We start from the raw sequence: 15,061 nt of genomic DNA, 5'->3' as shown, positions 1-15,061 counted from the left end.
GCCGCGCCGGGCGGCGCGGTGGGGGGCCCGGCGCGGTGGGGTGGGTGGTGGGTCAGTGGACGGCGTCGCCGATGTGGTGGATGCGGACGAGGTTGGTGGAGCCGGTGATGCCGGGGGGTGAGCCGGCGGTGATGACGACGGTGTCGCCGGGTACGCAGCGGCCGATGCGCAGGAGTTCTTCTTCGACTTGGGCGACCATGGCGTCGGTGGAGTCGACGTGGGGGCCGAGGAAGGTTTCGACGCCCCAGGTGAGGTTGAGCTGGGAGCGGGTGGCGGGGTCGGGGGTGAAGGCGAGGAGGGGGATGGGTGAGCGGTAGCGGGAGAGTCGGCGGACGGTGTCGCCGCTCTGGGTGAAGGCGATGAGGAATTTGGCGTCGAGGAAGTCGCCCATTTCGGCGGCTGCGCGGGCGACGGCTCCGCCTTGGGTGCGGGGTTTGTTGCGGTCGGTGAGTGGGGGGAGGCCCTTGGCGAGGATGTCTTCTTCGGCGGCTTCGACGATGCGGGACATGGTGCGGACGGTTTCGATGGGGTATTTGCCGACGCTGGTTTCGCCGGAGAGCATGACGGCGTCGGTGCCGTCGATGATGGCGTTGGCGACGTCGCTGGCTTCGGCGCGGGTGGGGCGGGAGTTGTCGATCATCGAGTCGAGCATTTGGGTGGCGACGATGACGGGTTTGGCGTTGCGCTTGGCGAGTTTGATGGCGCGCTTTTGGACGATGGGGACTTGTTCGAGGGGCATTTCGACGCCGAGGTCGCCGCGGGCGACCATGATGCCGTCGAAGGCGGCGACGATGTCGTCGATGTTTTCGACGGCTTGGGGCTTTTCGACCTTGGCGATGACGGGGAGGCGTCGGCCTTCTTCGTCCATGATGCGGTGGACGTCTTCGATGTCGCGGCCGCTGCGGACGAAGGAGAGGGCGATGACGTCGGCGCCGGTGCGCAGGGCCCAGCGGAGGTCTTCGATGTCTTTTTCGGAGAGGGCGGGGACGGAGACGGCTACGCCGGGGAGGTTGAGGCCTTTGTGGTCGGAGACCATGCCGCCTTCGATGACGCGGGTGTGGACGCGGGGGCCGTCGACGGTGGTGACTTCGAGGGTGACGCGGCCGTCGTCGACGAGGATGAGTTCGCCGGTGGTGACGTCGGTGGCGAGGCCTTTGTAGGTGGTGCTGCAGGTGTGGCGGTCGCCTTGGTGGTCTTCGACGGTGATGGTGAATTCGTCGCCGCGTTCAAGGAGTACGGGGCCTTCGTGGAAGCGGCCGAGTCGGATCTTCGGGCCTTGAAGGTCGGCGAGGATGCCGACGCTGCGGCCGGTCTCGTCGGAGGCCTTGCGTACGCGCTGGTAGCGCTCCTCGTGTTCGGCGGTGGTGCCGTGGCTGAGGTTGAGGCGGGCGATGTCCATTCCGGCTTCGACCAGTGCTTTGATCTGGTCGTATGAGTCGGTGGCGGGGCCCAGGGTACATACGATTTTCGCTCGGCGCATGAGGCGAGCGTATTGCCCTACCTGTGGGTAGGTAATCGCTTCCGGGTGTCCAATCAACAACCGTTGAGCAAAAGGTTGTTGACAACTGTTGAATGTGCATGGGGGTGCTCTGATGAGCACCCCCGGGGGCGGCTTTCGTGGGTTCTTCAGAGTTGTGGAGGGGTCATGGTGAAGCGGGCGTTCACCTGGGCGTAGACGGTCTGGCGCTGGGGTTCGAGGTCGAGGGGCGGGGGGCCGGCGTCTTCGGTGGCGCTGAAGGCCATGGTGCGCATTCCGGCGCCGGGGGCGGGTGTGAAGGGGGCGGCGTTCTCGGCGCCGAGGTCGGCGAGTTCGACGAGGGCGGCGAGGTTGGCGCCGAGGGCTTCGGCGTATTCGCGGGCGCGCTGGACGGCTTCGAGTACGGCTTGGCGGCGGGCCTGGCCGTGGGCGGGTGAGGTGGGGCGCAGAGCCCACCAGGGGCCGTCGACCTGGGTGAGTTCGAGGTCGGCGAGGCGGGTGGTGAGTTCGCCGAGGGTGGTGAAGTCGCTGAGTTCGGCGGTGATGTGGACGCGGCCGTGGTAGGCGCGGATGCGTTCGGCGCGGCCGTGGCGGGTGAGTTCGGGGGTGATGGAGAAGGCGCCGGTTTCGAGTTTTTCGACGGGGTCGCCGTAGCTCTTGATGAGGTCGAGTGCGGTGTTGTTGCGGCGGGTGAGGTCTTCGAGTGCGGTGCGGCGGTCGGTGCCGCGGGCGCTGACGGTGATTCCGATGCGGGCGATCTCGGGGTCGACTTCGAGGCGGGCTTCGCCGCGGACTGCTACGCGGGGTACTTCGGGGGTTCCGTAGGGCTGGTGCGATGCGTCCTGGGTCATGGTTTCACTGTCGCACTGTCGCTCGTTCGGGTGTGGTCATCGGATCGAAACCTGGCGGGGGTGTTGCGGCCTGTTACCGGTGGGTCAGAATCTACGCGCGTTGTTCAGGCCTCAAAAGGGAGATGGCATGGCGTTCGACCGTAGGACTTTCCTGGGTACTTCGGCTGCGACGGGTGCGGCCGTGGCGTTGGCGGGGGCCACGAGCACCCCGGCGGCGGCGGCTCCGCGGGATGCGAAGGGGCCGGTGTCCGGGTCCGGGTCCGGTGCGCGGACGTACGCGTTCACGGTGATGGGTACGACCGACTTGCACGGCAATGTCTTCAACTGGGACTACTTCACGGACAAGGAGTTCGACGACAAGGCGCACAACGACGTCGGTCTGGCGAAGATTTCCACGTTGGTGGAGCAGGTGCGGGCGGAGAAGGGGCGGCGTAACACGCTGCTGATCGATGCGGGTGACACGATCCAGGGCACGCAGCTGTCGTACTACTACGCGAAGGTGGATCCGATCACCGCGCGGCGTGGTCCGGTGCACCCGATGGCGCAGGCGATGAACGCGATCGGTTATGACGCGGCGGCGCTGGGGAACCACGAGTTCAATTACGGCATACCGGTGCTGCGGAAGTTCGAGGAGCAGTGCGATTTCCCGCTGCTGGGGGCGAACGCGCTGGACGCGAAGACGCTGCGGCCGGCGTTCGCGCCGTACAGCATGCACTGTCTGCGGACTCCGTGCGGGCGTGATGTGAAGGTGGCGGTGCTGGGGCTGACGAACCCGGGTATCGCGATCTGGGACAAGGCGAACGTGCAGGGGAAGATGACGTTCCCGGGGCTGGAGGAGCAGGCGGCGAAGTACGTGCCGAAGCTGCGGTCGATGGGCGCGGACGTGGTGATCGTGTCGGCGCATTCCGGTTCGAGCGGTACGTCCTCGTACGGTGACCAGCTGCCGTACATCGAGAACGCGGCGGCGCTGGTGGCGGAGCAGGTGCCGGGGATCGACGCGATTCTGGTGGGGCACGCGCACACGGAGATCCCGGAGTACCGGGTGAAGAACAAGGCGACCGGCAAGGACGTGGTGCTGTCGGAGCCGCTGAAGTGGGGGCAGCGGCTGACGCTGTTCGACTTCGAGCTGACGTGGGAGAAGGGCCGCTGGTCGGTGGCGAAGGTCGCGGCGAAGGTGCTGAACTCGAACACGGTCGCGGAGGACAAGAAGATCACGCGGTTGCTGTCGGACGAGCACCGCAAGGTCGTGGCGTATGTGAACCAGGTGATCGGTACGTCGACGCAGGCGATGTCGTCGGCGGAGGGGGCGTTCAAGGACGTCGCGATCATCGATCTGATCAGCCATGTGCAGGCGGAGACGGTGAGGGGGGCGCTGGCCGGTTCGGAGTGGGCGGCGCTGCCGGTGCTGTCGCAGGCGTCGTGCTTCTCGCGGACCGCGGCGATTCCGGCCGGTCAGGTGACGATCAGGGATGCGGCGGGTCTGTATCCGTTCGAGAACACGATGGAGGCGCGGCTGCTGACGGGTGCGCAGGTGAAGGACTACCTGGAGTACTCGGCGCGGTACTTCGTGCAGACGGCTCCGGGTGCTCCGGTGGATCCGGCGAAGCTGACGAACGCGGAGAGCATCCCGGACTACAACTACGACGCGGTGTACGGGCTGGCGTACGACATCGACATCGCGCAGCCGGCGGGGTCGCGGATCACGGGGTTGTCGTTCCAGGGGAAGCCGGTGGATCCGGCGGCGCAGTTCGTGCTGGCGGTCAACAACTACCGGGCTTCGGGTGGGGGTAACTTCCCGCACGTTCCGCAGGCCAAGCAGGTGTGGGCGAACTCGGACGAGATCCGTAACACGATCATCCAGTGGGTGAAGGCGAAGGGGACCGTCGATCCGGCGCAGTTCGCGTCGGTGGACTGGCGTCTGACGCGGGCCGGGGTCGCGGTGTTCTAGGCGCCGGTCGCCCGAGGGGGCCGGGGTCCGCGGCGGCGGGTCCCGGCCCTGTGTGTGTTCAGGGGGTGGTGTGGACGTGGGCGCCGCGCTCGTGGCGGGGGGGGTGCCCCCTACGGGTGGTCGACGAGCGGGAGGAGTTCGCCGGTGGGGCGGGGGCGGGTGTGTTCGCGCTGGTCGAGGCCGAAGGTGGTGAAGGCGGTGCGGGCCGGCTGGGGGTAGGGCTCTTTGCCGGTGAGGGTGTTGAGGATGGCGGCGCTGCGCCAGGCGGCGAGGCCGAGGTCGGGGGCGCCGACGCCGTGGGTGTGGCGTTCGCCGTTCTGGACGAAGATGCTGCCGGTGACGCTGGGGTCGAGGATCATCCGGTAGCGGTCGTCGATGCGGGGGCGGCCGGAGGAGTCCTTGCGCAGGTACGGGTCGAGGCCTGCGAGGAGGCTGCCGAGGGGGCGTTCCTGGTAGCCGGTGGCGAGGATGACGGCGTCGGTGGTGAGGCGGGAGCGGGTGCCCTGCTCGATGTGTTCGAGGTGGAGTTCGACCTTGGTGGTGGCGACGCGTCCGGCGGTGCGGACGCTGACTCCGGGGGTGAGGACGGTGTCGGGCCAGCCGCCGTGGAGGGTGCGGCGGTAGAGCTCGGCGTGGATGGCGGCGATGGTGTCGGCGTCGATGCCCTTGTGGAGCTGCCATTGGGTGGGGACGAGCTGGTCGCGTACGGGTTCGGGGAGGGAGTGGAAGTAGCGGGTGTAGTCGGGGGTGAAGTGTTCGAGGCCGAGTTTGGAGTACTCCATGGGGGCGAAGGAGGGGGTGCGGGCGAGCCAGGTGAGGCGTTCGCGGCCGGCGGGGCGGGCGCGGAGGAGGTCGAGGAAGACTTCGGCTCCGGACTGGCCTGATCCGATGACGGTGACGTGTTCGGCTCCGAGGATGCGTCGGCGGTTGTCGAGGTAGTCGGCGGAGTGGATGACGGGGACGGTGGGGGCGTCGGCGAGGGGGCGCAGGGGTTCGGGGACGTAGGGGGACGTGCCGATGCCGAGGGCGAGGTTGCGGGTGTAGGTGCGGCCGAGGGCTTCGGCTTCGCCTGTGGCGTCGAGTTGGGTGAAGTCGACTTCGAAGAGGTCGCGTTCGGGGTTCCAGCGGACGGCGTCGACCTGGTGGCCGAAGTGGAGTCCGGGGAGGCGGTCGGCGACCCAGCGGCAGTAGGCGTCGTATTCGGCGCGGTGGATGTGGAACTGCTCGGCGAAGTAGAAGGGGAAGAGCCGTTCCTTGTGCTTGAGGTAGCTGAGAAAGCTCCAGGGGCTGGCCGGGTCGGCGAGGGTGACGAGGTCGGCGAGGAAGGGGACCTGGAGGGTGGCTCCTTCGATGAGGAGTCCGGGGTGCCAGCGGAAGTCGCGGCGCTGGTCGTAGAAGGCGGTGGCGAGTTCGCCGACTCCTTGCTGCGGCAGGCCGTGGGCGAGGGCCGCGAGGGACAGGTTGAAGGGGCCGATCCCGATTCCGACGAGGTCGTGGGGGGTGTCGAGCTGGGCGGTCATCGGTGGGTGCTGCCTTCCAGGAGGGAGATGAGCTGGTCCAGGTCCCCCGCTGTGGTGTGCGGGTTGAGCAGGGTGGCTTTGAGCCACAGGCGGCCGTCGGCGTGGGTGCGGCCGAGGACGGCGCGGCCTTGGTGCAGGAGGGTGCGGCGCAGGGTGGCGAGGTGGTCGTCGTCGGCGTGGGTGGGCCGGAAGAGGACGGTGGTGAGGGTGGGGGGTGCGTGGAGTTCGAAGCGGGGGTGGGCGTCGAGGAGCCGGGCGAGGTGGCGTGCGGTGTCGATGGTGCGGTCGATGAGTGCGGCGATGCCGTCGCGGCCGAGGGCGCGGAGGGTGGTGGCGATCTTGAAGGCGTCGGGGCGGCGGGTGGTGCGCAGGGAGCGGCCGAGGAGGTCGGGGAGGCCGGCTTCGGTGTCGTCGGTGGCGTTGAGGTAGTCGGCCTGGTGGGCGAGGGGGGTGAGGAGGGTGGTGTCGGGGACGGCGAGGAGGCCGGCGGCGACGGGTTGCCAGCCGAGTTTGTGCAGGTCGACGGTGATGGAGTGGGCGCGGTCGAGTCCGGCGAGTTTGTCGCGGTGGCGGGGGCTGAGGGCGAGGAGGCCGCCGTATGCGGCGTCGATGTGGAGGTCGGCGCCGTAGCGGTCGCAGAGGTCGGCGATGCGGTGAATGGGGTCGATGAGGCCGGCGTCGGTGGTGCCGGCGGTGGCGGTGACGAGGGTGGGGCCGGGGGTGGTGGCGAGGGCGTCGGCGAGGCGGGCGGGGTCGAGGGTGCCTGCGGGGGTGGGGAGTTCGGTGGCCGGGGGCAGGCCGAGGAGCCAGGCGGCGCGCGGGAGGGAGTGGTGGGCGTTGGCTCCGTGGAGGACGGTGAGGGCGGGTCCGTGGCGTTCGCGGGCGAGGAGTACGGCGAGTTGGTTGGCTTCGGTGCCGCCGGTGGTGACGAGGGCGTCGGCGTGGGGGGTGAGGTAGAACTCGGCGGCGAGGGTGCGGGTGAGGAGGGCTTCGAGGGTGGAGGCGGCGGGGGCCTGGTCCCAGGAGTCGAGGGAGGGGTTCAGGGCGGCGGCGGCGAGGTCGGCGGCGGTGGCGACGGCGAGCGGGGGGCAGTGCAGGTGGGCCGCGCAGAGGGGGTCGGCGGGGTCGGCGGCGCCTGCGGCGAGGGTGTGTACGAGGGTGCGGAGGGCTTCGTGGGCGCCGGTGCCGTGTGCGGGGAGTACGCCGGCGTCGCCGAGGACGGCGTGGACGCGGGCGGTGACGGCGTCGGGGCCGCCGGCGGGGAGGGGGCCGTGGCGGTCGTGGGCGCCGGTGGTGAGGGCGTCGAGGACGGTGTCGAGGAGGGGGCGCAGGGCGGTGGGCCCGCCGGGGCCTCCGGCGAGCGGGGGCAGCGCGGGTGGTGTGCCGGGCTGCGCGGTCATCGGGTCCTCCGGGGGCTGGCCGGGTGCGGGGCGGGCGGGGCGGGCACCGCACCCGGCCGGTACAACGATCAGACCCGAATGGGGTAACCGCCGGGGTTTGTCCGGAGTTCACGCGCACCGTCGCGCCCGCGTACGCCGACGGCGGGGCCGAGACAGGGTCCGGGGCAGCAGACCACGGGGAGCGGCCGCAGGCCAGGCGGCCCCCGGCCGGGGCCGGAGGCCAGAGCCGGGGCCGGGGCCGGAAGCCAGGACCGGGGCAACGACCCCGGGCCCCGGGCCGGGGCGGCAGGCCGGGCTGCGGCCCCGGGGCCGTGGCCCGGTGCCGTGGCCCGGGGGCCGGAGGCCGGGGGCCGGAGGCCGTGGCCCGGGGGCCGGGGCCCGGGGCCGGAGGTTGGGTGGGGGTGGCCTCCGGCCCTTGGGGTCAGGGGCGGCGGACCTTGAGGGCGCGGGCGAGGTCGTCGAGTTGGTCGACGAGCTTGCGGCGCAGGAGGGGCAGGATGTCCGGGTTCGTGAGGCAGGTGCGGCCGGCCTGGAGGTTGGCTTCGTCGATGGCGTAGGCGGGGAACGCCCAGCGGCCGGCGGCCTCGCCGATGGCCGGGCCGCGGCGGGCGCCGAGGGCGACGGCCTCCGGGTAGTAGCGGGTGACGTACGGCGCGAGCAGTTCGGCCTGTTCGGGCTGCCAGAAGCCCTGGGCGGTGGCGCTGAAGAGGTAGTTGGAGAGGCTGTCGTCGTGGAAGAGGCGGTCCCAGGCGGCTGCCTTGGCCTCGGCGGTGGGGAGGGCGGCGCGGCAGCGGGCGGCGCCTTCCTGGCCGGTGGCGCTGGTGTCGGCGGCGAGGGCGGCGTCGATCTCGGCCTCTCCGACGGCGCCGAGGACGGCGAGGCGGCCGAGGATGCGCCAGCGCAGCTCGGGGTCGAGTGCGGGGCCGCCGGGGACGGTGTCGTCGCTGAGCCAGGCGGCGATGGTGTCGGGCTGGGTGGCGCTGTCGACGAGGGTGCGTACGGCGGTGAGCCGCATGCCGGGCTCGGAGCCGTCCTCGGTGCGCCGGAGCAGGTCGCGGGCGATGGTGGTGAGGGTGGCGAGCGCGGCGGACTGCTCCTCGGGGGCGAGGTAGCGGACGGCGAGCTGGGTGCGGGCGAAGGCGAGGACGCCCTGGACGATGGCGAGGTCGTCCTCCTCGGGCAGGTGCGCGGAGGCGGTGGCCAGGTAGGCGTGGGGGTCGAGTTCGCCGTCGCGGACCATGTCGCGCAGGGCGTTCCAGACGACGGCGCGGGTGAGGGCGTCGGGGATGCCGGAGAGGCCGCGCTGGACGGTTTCGAGGGAGGTGTCGTCGAGGCGGACCTTGGCGTAGGTGAGGTCGACGTCGTTGAGGACGAGGAGGGCCGGGCGGGTTCCGGTCACCGAGATGACCTCGTCGGAGGGGATGTCGATGTCGAGGAGTTCGCGCAGTTCGAGGAAGCGGTCGTCGGCGGGGTCGCGGTCGTAGACGCCGACGGCGATGTGGTGGGGGCGGCTGCCGCGGCGGTCGACGGTGAGGGTCCAGCCGGCGGCGGTGTCGGGGCGGCCTTCGGATTCCTCGATGCGGGGGGTGAGGGTGTCGATGCCGGTGGTGCGCAGCCAGATGTCGGCCCAGGCGCGGACGTCGCGTTCGGTGTGGGCGGCGAGGGAGTCGATGAAGTCGGCGAGGGAGGCGTTGGCGAACTTGTGGCGGGCGAAGTGGGTGTTGATGCCGGCCAGGAAGTCCTTCTCGCCGAGCCAGGCGACGAGTTGGCGCAGGGCGGAGGCGCCCTTGGCGTAGGAGATGCCGTCGAAGTTGAGGAGGGCGGAGGCGGTGTCGGGGACGTCCTCGGGGGTGGGGGCGACGGGGTGGGTGGAGGGGCGCTGGTCGGCGTCGTAGCCCCAGGGCTTGCGGGTGACGCCGAAGTCGGTCCAGGTGTCGGTGAAGCGGGTGGCTTCGGTGAGGGTCTGGTAGCCCATGTACTCGGCGAAGGATTCGTTGAGCCAGATGTCGTCGAACCAGGCGAGGGTGACGAGGTCGCCGAACCACATGTGGGCCATCTCGTGGGCGATGACCATGGCACGGGACTGGCGTTCGGTGTCGGTGACGGCGGAGCGGAAGATGAACTCGTCGCGGAAGGTGACGAGTCCGGGGTTCTCCATGGCGCCGGCGTTGAACTCGGGTACGAAGGCCTGGTCGTAGGAGTCGAAGGGGTAGGGCTCGGTGAACTTCTCCTGGTACCGGTCGAAGCAGTCCTTGGTGATGGAGAGGATTTCCTCGGCGTCGACGTCCATGTGGGGGGCGAGGGACTGGCGGCAGTGGATGCCGAAGGGCAGTCCGGCGTGTTCGGTGCGGATGCTGTGCCAGGGGCCGGCGGCGACGGCGGCGAGGTAGGTGGAGATGAGGGGGGTGGGGGCGGACTGCCAGATGGCGGCGCCGCTGCCGTCGGGGGCCGCGCCGGTGCGGGTGGTGATGCCGTTGGCGAGGACGGTCCAGTGGGCGGGGGCGGTGACGGTGAATTCGAAGACGGCCTTGAGGTCGGGCTGGTCGAAGGCCGGGAAGACCCGCTGGACGTCGTCCATGAACATCTGGCTGTAGACGTACGTCTGTCCGTCGGCGGGGTCGGTGAAGCGGTGCAGGCCCTCGCCGGTGCGGGAGTAGCGCATGCGGGTGTCGAGGTGCAGCTCGTGGGGGCCTTCGGTGAGGCCGGTGAGCGGCAGCCGGTCGTCGGCGAGGGAGGCCGGGTCGAGGGGGTTGCCGTCGAGGGTGGCCGAGCGCAGCTCGACGGGCTTCAGCTCGATGAAGGTGTCTGCGGCGGTGCGGGCCGTGAACCGGACGACGGTGGTCGAGTCGAAGGTTTCGTCGTCGTCGCCGGTGAGGTCGAGGGTCACGGCGTAGTGCTGGACGTCGATGAGCTGGGCTCGGAGTTGCGCTTCGTTGCGCGTGAGTGCGGACATGGGGCCCATGCTGCCGCAGTGGGCGGCCGGACCCCGAGCTTCTACTCTTCGCCCGCAGCGATCGTCTCGTGGTGGCGGATGACCTCGGCGATGATGAAGTTGAGGAGCTTCTCGGCGAAGGCGGGGTCGAGTTTGGCGTTCTCGGCGAGCTGGCGCAGGCGGGCGATCTGGCTGGCTTCGCGGCCCGGGTCGGCGGGGGGCAGCTGGTGGCGGGCCTTGAGGTGGCCGACCTGCTGGGTGCACTTGAAGCGTTCGGCGAGCATGTGGACGACGGCGGCGTCGATGTTGTCGATGCTGTCGCGGAGGCGGGCGAGTTCGGCGGTGACGCTCTCGTCGATGCCTGCGGCGTCGTCGGCCGCGCCGGTGCCGGTGCCGTTGCCGTTGTCGAGGTCGCTGATGTTCATGGTTCCCGAGAATACGTGGCGGTGGCCGTCGGTTCCTCGGGCAGTCGTCCTGTGAGACGGCACCCCTGTACTTGCCGGATTGGAAAGTACTCGCCATAGTGGAAATCGACCGGGGAAGGTCATCCGTGTGCGAGCGAGGGGGAACCATGCAGGAGACGGCGAAGGCGGTCGGGGCGTTGGGGCGGGCGGCCGGTCTGGAGCGGGCGGCGCGGCAGCGCAGTGGCTGGTACGCGCGCTACCTGTGGGCGTTCGCGGCCGGGCAGCTGGTGCTCGTGCCGATCGCCGTGCTGTGGCACGGGCCGGTCTCGGCGGTGGTGTTCGCGGTGACCAACGCGCTGCTGGTGACCGGACTGAGCGTGTACGCGGCGCGGCAGCGCGTGATGCGGCGGGGGTTCGGTGTGAAGCACGGGGTGATGATGGGGTCCTGGGCGACGGTGTTCGCCCTGACGATCACGGTCGGCACGGCGGTGTTCGGCCACGGGGTGCCGTTCGCGGCGGTGGGCGCGCTGGCGTGTGCGCTGGCGCCGGCCGTCGGCGCCTGGACCGAGATGCGGGGTGCGGTATGACGGACGAGCCGGCCGAGGGCGGCGGGGCGCGGGCGAAGCGGGGCGGGCATCCGCGGCACGACCTCGCGCCGCTGCTGAACGCGCCCGTACGGCTGTCGGTGGTGGCGGCGCTGGCTCCGCTGGACAAGGCCGAGTTCGCTTTCGTACGGGACCTGGTCGAGGTCTCGGACTCGGTGCTGTCCAAGCAGGTGGCGGCGCTGGAGGAGGCGGGCTGGGTGGAGGTCCGCAAGGGCCGGGTCGGGCGGCGTCCGCGCACCTGGGTCGCGCTGACCTCCGAGGGCCGGGCGGTCTACCAGCGGCATCTGGCGGCGCTTCGGGCCATCGCGCTGGGCTAGGCCGTGTCCGCGGGGCCTGCGGCCGCGGTACGGCGGGGTGTGCGGGTCCGGGGTCGCGGCGCGGGCGGACTGCGCCGGAGCCTTCCGGGGCTCACAGCCCCGGGCCCCGCGCCTCGAACGCCGGCGGGGCCGCAAAGGCCGGGCAGCCGTGCGGCGGGGTGCCGCGCCCTTCCGGCCGGTGCGTGGCCGGCCGGAAGGGCGGGCGGGACGAGCGGGGGGGAGCTACATGCCTGCCGCGGCGCTCTTGATCGCGGCGGCGAAGGTGGAGACCTCGGTGTAGACGCCGGGGTAGTTCGGCCGGGCGCAGCCTTCGCCCCAGCTGACTATGCCGACCTGGATCCAGGCGTTGTTGTTGTCGCGGCGGAACATGGGGCCGCCGGAGTCGCCCTGGCAGGTGTCGACGCCGCCCTGGGGCAGGCCGGCGCAGATCTCCTCGCCGGGGACGAGGTCGCTGCCGTACGAGCTCTGGCAGCTGGCGTCGGAGACGAAGGGGACGTTGGCCTTCAGGAGGTAGCGCTGCTGGCCGCCGCCTTCGCGGGCGGCTCCCCAGCCTGCGACGGTGAAGGTGCCGTTGTCGTAGGCCTTGGTGTCGGCGATCTTGAGGGTGGGCAGGTTGATGGGCTTGGCGAGCTTGATGAGGGCCCAGTCCTTGCCCTTGCCGTTGTAGCCGGGGGCCTGGAGGACCTTGGTGGACTTGACCTTGATGGCGCTGGAGCTGTTGAGGTCGACGACTCCGGCGGTGGCGGTGATGGAGGTGTTGTTGCCGGAGCCGCTCACACAGTGGGCGGCGGTGAGGACGATCTGCTGGGTGTACAGGGCGCCGCCGCAGCCCATGGAGAGGCGCACCATGAACGGGAACTCGCCCTGGGCGGCGCGCGTTCCGCCGACGACGGGGGCCGGGCCGGCGGAGGCGGTGCCGGGCTGGAGGCTGACGGCGGCGAGGGCGACCGCGCCGACGGCGAGGGTGCGCTTCATCAACTGCACAAGGGTGGTCACAGTCAACACACTGCCTTTCGTGGGGGGTTGGGCTGTGCGTGCGCGTCATCGGGTGAATGACGGGTCCATGACACAACAGGCGTGTGGCGGACATCAAGAAGGCAGTTTCGGCCAACTCCCGCCCCAGCGGAAGAGATTGCGGTAAGGAGGGCTCGATGACGCAGAACAGAGCACGGAGCGGTCCCGTCGAGCACGGATTTCCGCATCTGGCCACCGTGCGTGCCTCGATCACCGCGCTCTTCCGCCGGCTGTCGGCCGACGGCATCCACGCCTACGACACGAGCCTCGCCCCCGCCGACGCCGCCTTCGGCGCCACCGACGACCTCCACCTGGGCGCGCAGCGGGTGGCGGCCGCGACGGTACGGGCGCTGCGGCTGCCCGACGCGCGCATGGTGGTCTCCTTCCGCGCGATGGAGCAGGCCGCCACCGTGGAGCTGACCGCGGGGCCCGAGTACTTCGTCGAGGTCAGCGACCGCTTCCGCACGCACCGCCGCGACCTCGCCGCCGCCCTCGCGCACGAGGCGGCGCACGTCCTGCTGCACCGCCTGGACCTGCGTTTCCCCGGCACCGCCGAGAACGAGATCCTCACCGACACCGCGGCCGCGTACCTGGGTGCGGGTTGGCTGCTCCTGGACGCCTACCGGGAGGACGCGCTGACCCACCAGAGGTTCGGCTACCTCACGCCGGAGGAATTCGGCTACGTCCTCGCCAAGCGCGCCGCGCTGTTCGGCGAGGACCCCGCCACCTGGTTCACCAGCCCCCAGGCGTACGAGGCGTACGTACGCGGGCGGGCGCGGGCCGAGCGCGACCACCGCCGGGCCCCGCTGGCGGCCGCCGGGCCGCTGGAGCGGCGGCGGTACGCGAGGGCGCGGCGCGGCGGGGCCGGTCCGGCCGGCGGCTCCGCGTACCGCTTCGAACAGGCGGAGGACGGCGGCGGGTTGCGGGTGAGCTTCCCGTGCCCGGTGTGCGCGCAGCGGCTTCGGGTGCCGGTGCGCGGGCGGCTGCGGGCCCGGTGCGGGCTGTGCCACACGGTCCTCGACTGCCTCACGTAGATCCATTCATCACGCGGTCACGAAAAGTTTCCTACCGGCCAGTAGACAGGGGTTCGATTCTCGCCAACTCTGGTCACGTACATGCCAACTCGTGACCGAGGAGCGCCCCCCATGCGCAGCACCCGCCGCACCCGTATGCCCCGTACCGCCGCCGCCGGCGTGGCCGCGGCCGCCGCCGTCCTGACGCTGGTTCCGGCCACCGCCGCCCAGGCCGCGCCCGTCCCGGCGCCCGCGCCCGTGTCCGCGCCCGTGTCCGCCGCCCCGGCCGCCTCCGCGCCCGGCGGCAACGCCGCGATCCTCGGCATCGACTACGCCACCTGGCAGCGGGACGTCGCCGCCGTGATCGACGCGGCCCGGCCCGCCATCGAGGCGCGCATCGCCGCATCGCCCGCCGGCGAGAAGCCCGCCCTCGTCCTCGACATCGACAACACCTCGCTGGAGACGGACTTCCACTGGTTCTGGACCTTCCCGACCCCCGCGATCGCCAAGGTCCGCGCGCTGACCCAGTACGCGCAGGAGCGCGGCGTCGCGATCTTCTTCGTGACCGCCCGCCCCGGGATCATCCACTCCCTCACCGAGCGCAACCTGAAGGCCGTGGGCTACCCGGTCTCGGGGCTCTACGTCCGCGATCTGCCGGACCTGTTCGAGGAGGTCAGCGCCTACAAGACGGGCAAGCGGGCGGAGATCGAGGCGCGCGGCTACACGATCATCGCCAACATCGGCAACAGTGCGACCGACCTCGTCGGCGGTCACGCGGAGCGCACCGTCAAGCTGCCGGACTACAACGGCAAGCTCTCCTGACCGTCTCCCGGCCTTCTCCTGACCGGGGTCCGCGGCCCGGGACAGGCCGGCCGGGCGGGGTCCACCCGGCCCCAGGATCCGCGGCCCGCGGTCTCGGAGCGGGAAATGGACAACATGATGGGCTGATTGCGGTTCAGCGGGTGGATGGAGCGGGTAGTCATAGGTCACCGCACCGGTGAAGACTCGGGCCCGACCCCTCGCCAGGGGGCCGGGCCCGCTTCCGTGCCGCGTCCTGGCGCAGTTCCATGCCGCCGCGGAGTCCCGGCTCACCTGCGGGGGCGACTCCCCCGGCTACGCCGCGGCGTCCGGCCCGTCCAGCAGGTTCAGCTGCCAGGAGACGCCGAAGCGGTCGTTCACCCAGCCGAACCGGGCGCTGAACCCGTACGAGCCCAGCGGCATCAGCTCCGTGCCCTGCTCGGCGAGGGCTCCGTAGAGGCGTTCGATCTCGGCCTCGCCGTCGCACTGGACGTAGAGCGACACGGCGGGCGTGAAGCCGAACTCGTGCTTGACCGAGCTGTCGATGCACATGAGGGTCTGCCCGGCCAGGGAGAAGGAGGCGTGCCGCACCTTCCCCTCCTCCCCGCCCCCGGCGTCGTCCGCGCCGTAGCGGCTGATGCCCAGCACCTCGGCGTCGTCGAACAGCGAGAGGTAGAAGGTCATCGCCTCCTCCGCCCGCCCCTCGAACATCAGAAACGTGGTGATCTTCTGCGGGCTCGGTGTGATGGCCATCGCCGGCTCCTGTCCCTTCGTTCTCCGGT

13 protein-coding genes are annotated in these 15,061 nt (G+C 71.1%); 5 read left to right on the top strand and 8 right to left on the bottom strand.

The window, feature by feature from the left end:
* Positions 1 to 52: 52 nt before the first annotated feature.
* Positions 53 to 1,480, bottom strand: a complete 1,428-nt coding sequence (gene pyk, locus Sspor_RS30840; RefSeq protein ID WP_202202026.1) for a pyruvate kinase — start codon at positions 1,478 to 1,480, stop codon at positions 53 to 55.
* 146 nt (positions 1,481 to 1,626) lie between these two features.
* Complete coding sequence (locus Sspor_RS30835) at positions 1,627 to 2,328, bottom strand: SIMPL domain-containing protein (RefSeq protein WP_202202025.1); 702 nt, start codon at positions 2,326 to 2,328, stop codon at positions 1,627 to 1,629.
* A 127-nt stretch (positions 2,329 to 2,455) separates the two neighbouring features.
* Here Sspor_RS30835 and Sspor_RS30830 point away from each other — a divergent pair, with 127 nt between their 5' ends.
* Positions 2,456 to 4,276 (top strand): bifunctional metallophosphatase/5'-nucleotidase, encoded by a 1,821-nt coding sequence (locus Sspor_RS30830; protein ID WP_202203975.1) that lies wholly within the window; start codon positions 2,456 to 2,458, stop codon positions 4,274 to 4,276.
* A 110-nt stretch (positions 4,277 to 4,386) separates the two neighbouring features.
* Here the strand turns inward: Sspor_RS30830 and Sspor_RS30825 are convergent, their stop codons facing one another.
* From Sspor_RS30825 to Sspor_RS30810, 4 genes are all read right to left on the bottom strand, one after another.
* Positions 4,387 to 5,796 (bottom strand): lysine N(6)-hydroxylase/L-ornithine N(5)-oxygenase family protein, encoded by a 1,410-nt coding sequence (locus Sspor_RS30825; protein WP_202202024.1) that lies wholly within the window; start codon positions 5,794 to 5,796, stop codon positions 4,387 to 4,389.
* On the bottom strand, positions 5,793 to 7,196 hold the full coding sequence (locus Sspor_RS30820; protein WP_202202023.1) for a pyridoxal phosphate-dependent decarboxylase family protein: 1,404 nt from the start codon (positions 7,194 to 7,196) through the stop codon (positions 5,793 to 5,795). Before Sspor_RS30820 ends, Sspor_RS30825 begins: the two co-directional genes overlap by 4 nt.
* Positions 7,197 to 7,617: 421 nt before the next feature.
* The gene (gene pepN, locus Sspor_RS30815) at positions 7,618 to 10,149 is read right to left on the bottom strand and encodes an aminopeptidase N (RefSeq protein ID WP_202202022.1); all 2,532 of its coding nucleotides are present in this window, start codon (positions 10,147 to 10,149) and stop codon (positions 7,618 to 7,620) included.
* A 41-nt stretch (positions 10,150 to 10,190) separates the two neighbouring features.
* Positions 10,191 to 10,553 (bottom strand): chorismate mutase, encoded by a 363-nt coding sequence (locus tag Sspor_RS30810; protein ID WP_237404104.1) that lies wholly within the window; start codon positions 10,551 to 10,553, stop codon positions 10,191 to 10,193.
* Between the two features lie 146 nt (positions 10,554 to 10,699).
* Between Sspor_RS30810 and Sspor_RS30805 the strand changes: the two genes are divergently transcribed.
* The gene (locus Sspor_RS30805; RefSeq protein WP_202202021.1) at positions 10,700 to 11,119 is read left to right on the top strand and encodes a hypothetical protein; all 420 of its coding nucleotides are present in this window, start codon (positions 10,700 to 10,702) and stop codon (positions 11,117 to 11,119) included.
* Positions 11,116 to 11,454, top strand: coding sequence for a winged helix-turn-helix domain-containing protein (locus Sspor_RS30800; RefSeq protein WP_202202020.1), 339 nt, complete (start codon positions 11,116 to 11,118; stop codon positions 11,452 to 11,454). The genes Sspor_RS30805 and Sspor_RS30800 overlap by 4 nt, the downstream gene beginning before the upstream one ends.
* A gap of 222 nt (positions 11,455 to 11,676) precedes the next feature.
* On the opposite strand, the gene Sspor_RS30795 is transcribed toward Sspor_RS30800, so the two are convergent.
* Positions 11,677 to 12,429 carry a S1 family peptidase gene (locus tag Sspor_RS30795; protein ID WP_254723033.1) on the bottom strand — a complete coding sequence of 251 codons (753 nt, stop codon included), beginning with the start codon at positions 12,427 to 12,429 and terminating at the stop codon, positions 11,677 to 11,679.
* A gap of 176 nt (positions 12,430 to 12,605) precedes the next feature.
* Between Sspor_RS30795 and Sspor_RS30790 the strand changes: the two genes are divergently transcribed.
* Both Sspor_RS30790 and Sspor_RS30785 read left to right on the top strand, forming a co-directional pair.
* The gene (locus Sspor_RS30790) at positions 12,606 to 13,502 is read left to right on the top strand and encodes a hypothetical protein (RefSeq protein WP_202202018.1); all 897 of its coding nucleotides are present in this window, start codon (positions 12,606 to 12,608) and stop codon (positions 13,500 to 13,502) included.
* Between the two features lie 111 nt (positions 13,503 to 13,613).
* Complete coding sequence (locus Sspor_RS30785; protein WP_237404103.1) at positions 13,614 to 14,303, top strand: HAD family acid phosphatase; 690 nt, start codon at positions 13,614 to 13,616, stop codon at positions 14,301 to 14,303.
* A 291-nt stretch (positions 14,304 to 14,594) separates the two neighbouring features.
* On the opposite strand, the gene Sspor_RS30780 is transcribed toward Sspor_RS30785, so the two are convergent.
* A complete protein-coding gene (locus Sspor_RS30780) occupies positions 14,595 to 15,032 on the bottom strand; it encodes a VOC family protein (protein WP_202202017.1) in 438 nt (145 codons plus the stop codon).
* Positions 15,033 to 15,061: the final 29 nt, after the last annotated feature.

It is taken from the genome of Streptomyces spororaveus (genome assembly GCF_016755875.1).
Classification (GTDB): domain Bacteria; phylum Actinomycetota; class Actinomycetes; order Streptomycetales; family Streptomycetaceae; genus Streptomyces; species Streptomyces spororaveus.
Note: the sequence above shows the minus strand (reverse complement) of the source record. Positions and strands in the feature narration are given on the sequence as shown.

What these genes read in the sequence shown, in the direction of transcription:
- Sspor_RS30800 (WP_202202020.1), top strand. Translation starts at nt 11,116, where the DNA reads ATGACGGACGAGCCGGCCGAGGGCGGCGGGGCGCGGGCGAAGCGGGGC.
- Sspor_RS30780 (WP_202202017.1), bottom strand. Translation starts at nt 15,032, where the DNA reads ATGGCCATCACACCGAGCCCGCAGAAGATCACCACGTTTCTGATGTTC.
- Sspor_RS30835 (WP_202202025.1), bottom strand. Translation starts at nt 2,328, where the DNA reads ATGACCCAGGACGCATCGCACCAGCCCTACGGAACCCCCGAAGTACCC.
- Sspor_RS30785 (WP_237404103.1), top strand. Translation starts at nt 13,614, where the DNA reads ATGCGCAGCACCCGCCGCACCCGTATGCCCCGTACCGCCGCCGCCGGC.
- pepN (WP_202202022.1), bottom strand. Translation starts at nt 10,149, where the DNA reads ATGTCCGCACTCACGCGCAACGAAGCGCAACTCCGAGCCCAGCTCATC.
- Sspor_RS30830 (WP_202203975.1), top strand. Translation starts at nt 2,456, where the DNA reads ATGGCGTTCGACCGTAGGACTTTCCTGGGTACTTCGGCTGCGACGGGT.
- Sspor_RS30810 (WP_237404104.1), bottom strand. Translation starts at nt 10,553, where the DNA reads ATGAACATCAGCGACCTCGACAACGGCAACGGCACCGGCACCGGCGCG.
- Sspor_RS30795 (WP_254723033.1), bottom strand. Translation starts at nt 12,429, where the DNA reads ATGAAGCGCACCCTCGCCGTCGGCGCGGTCGCCCTCGCCGCCGTCAGC.
- Sspor_RS30790 (WP_202202018.1), top strand. Translation starts at nt 12,606, where the DNA reads ATGACGCAGAACAGAGCACGGAGCGGTCCCGTCGAGCACGGATTTCCG.
- pyk (WP_202202026.1), bottom strand. Translation starts at nt 1,480, where the DNA reads ATGCGCCGAGCGAAAATCGTATGTACCCTGGGCCCCGCCACCGACTCA.
- Sspor_RS30820 (WP_202202023.1), bottom strand. Translation starts at nt 7,196, where the DNA reads ATGACCGCGCAGCCCGGCACACCACCCGCGCTGCCCCCGCTCGCCGGA.
- Sspor_RS30805 (WP_202202021.1), top strand. Translation starts at nt 10,700, where the DNA reads ATGCAGGAGACGGCGAAGGCGGTCGGGGCGTTGGGGCGGGCGGCCGGT.
- Sspor_RS30825 (WP_202202024.1), bottom strand. Translation starts at nt 5,796, where the DNA reads ATGACCGCCCAGCTCGACACCCCCCACGACCTCGTCGGAATCGGGATC.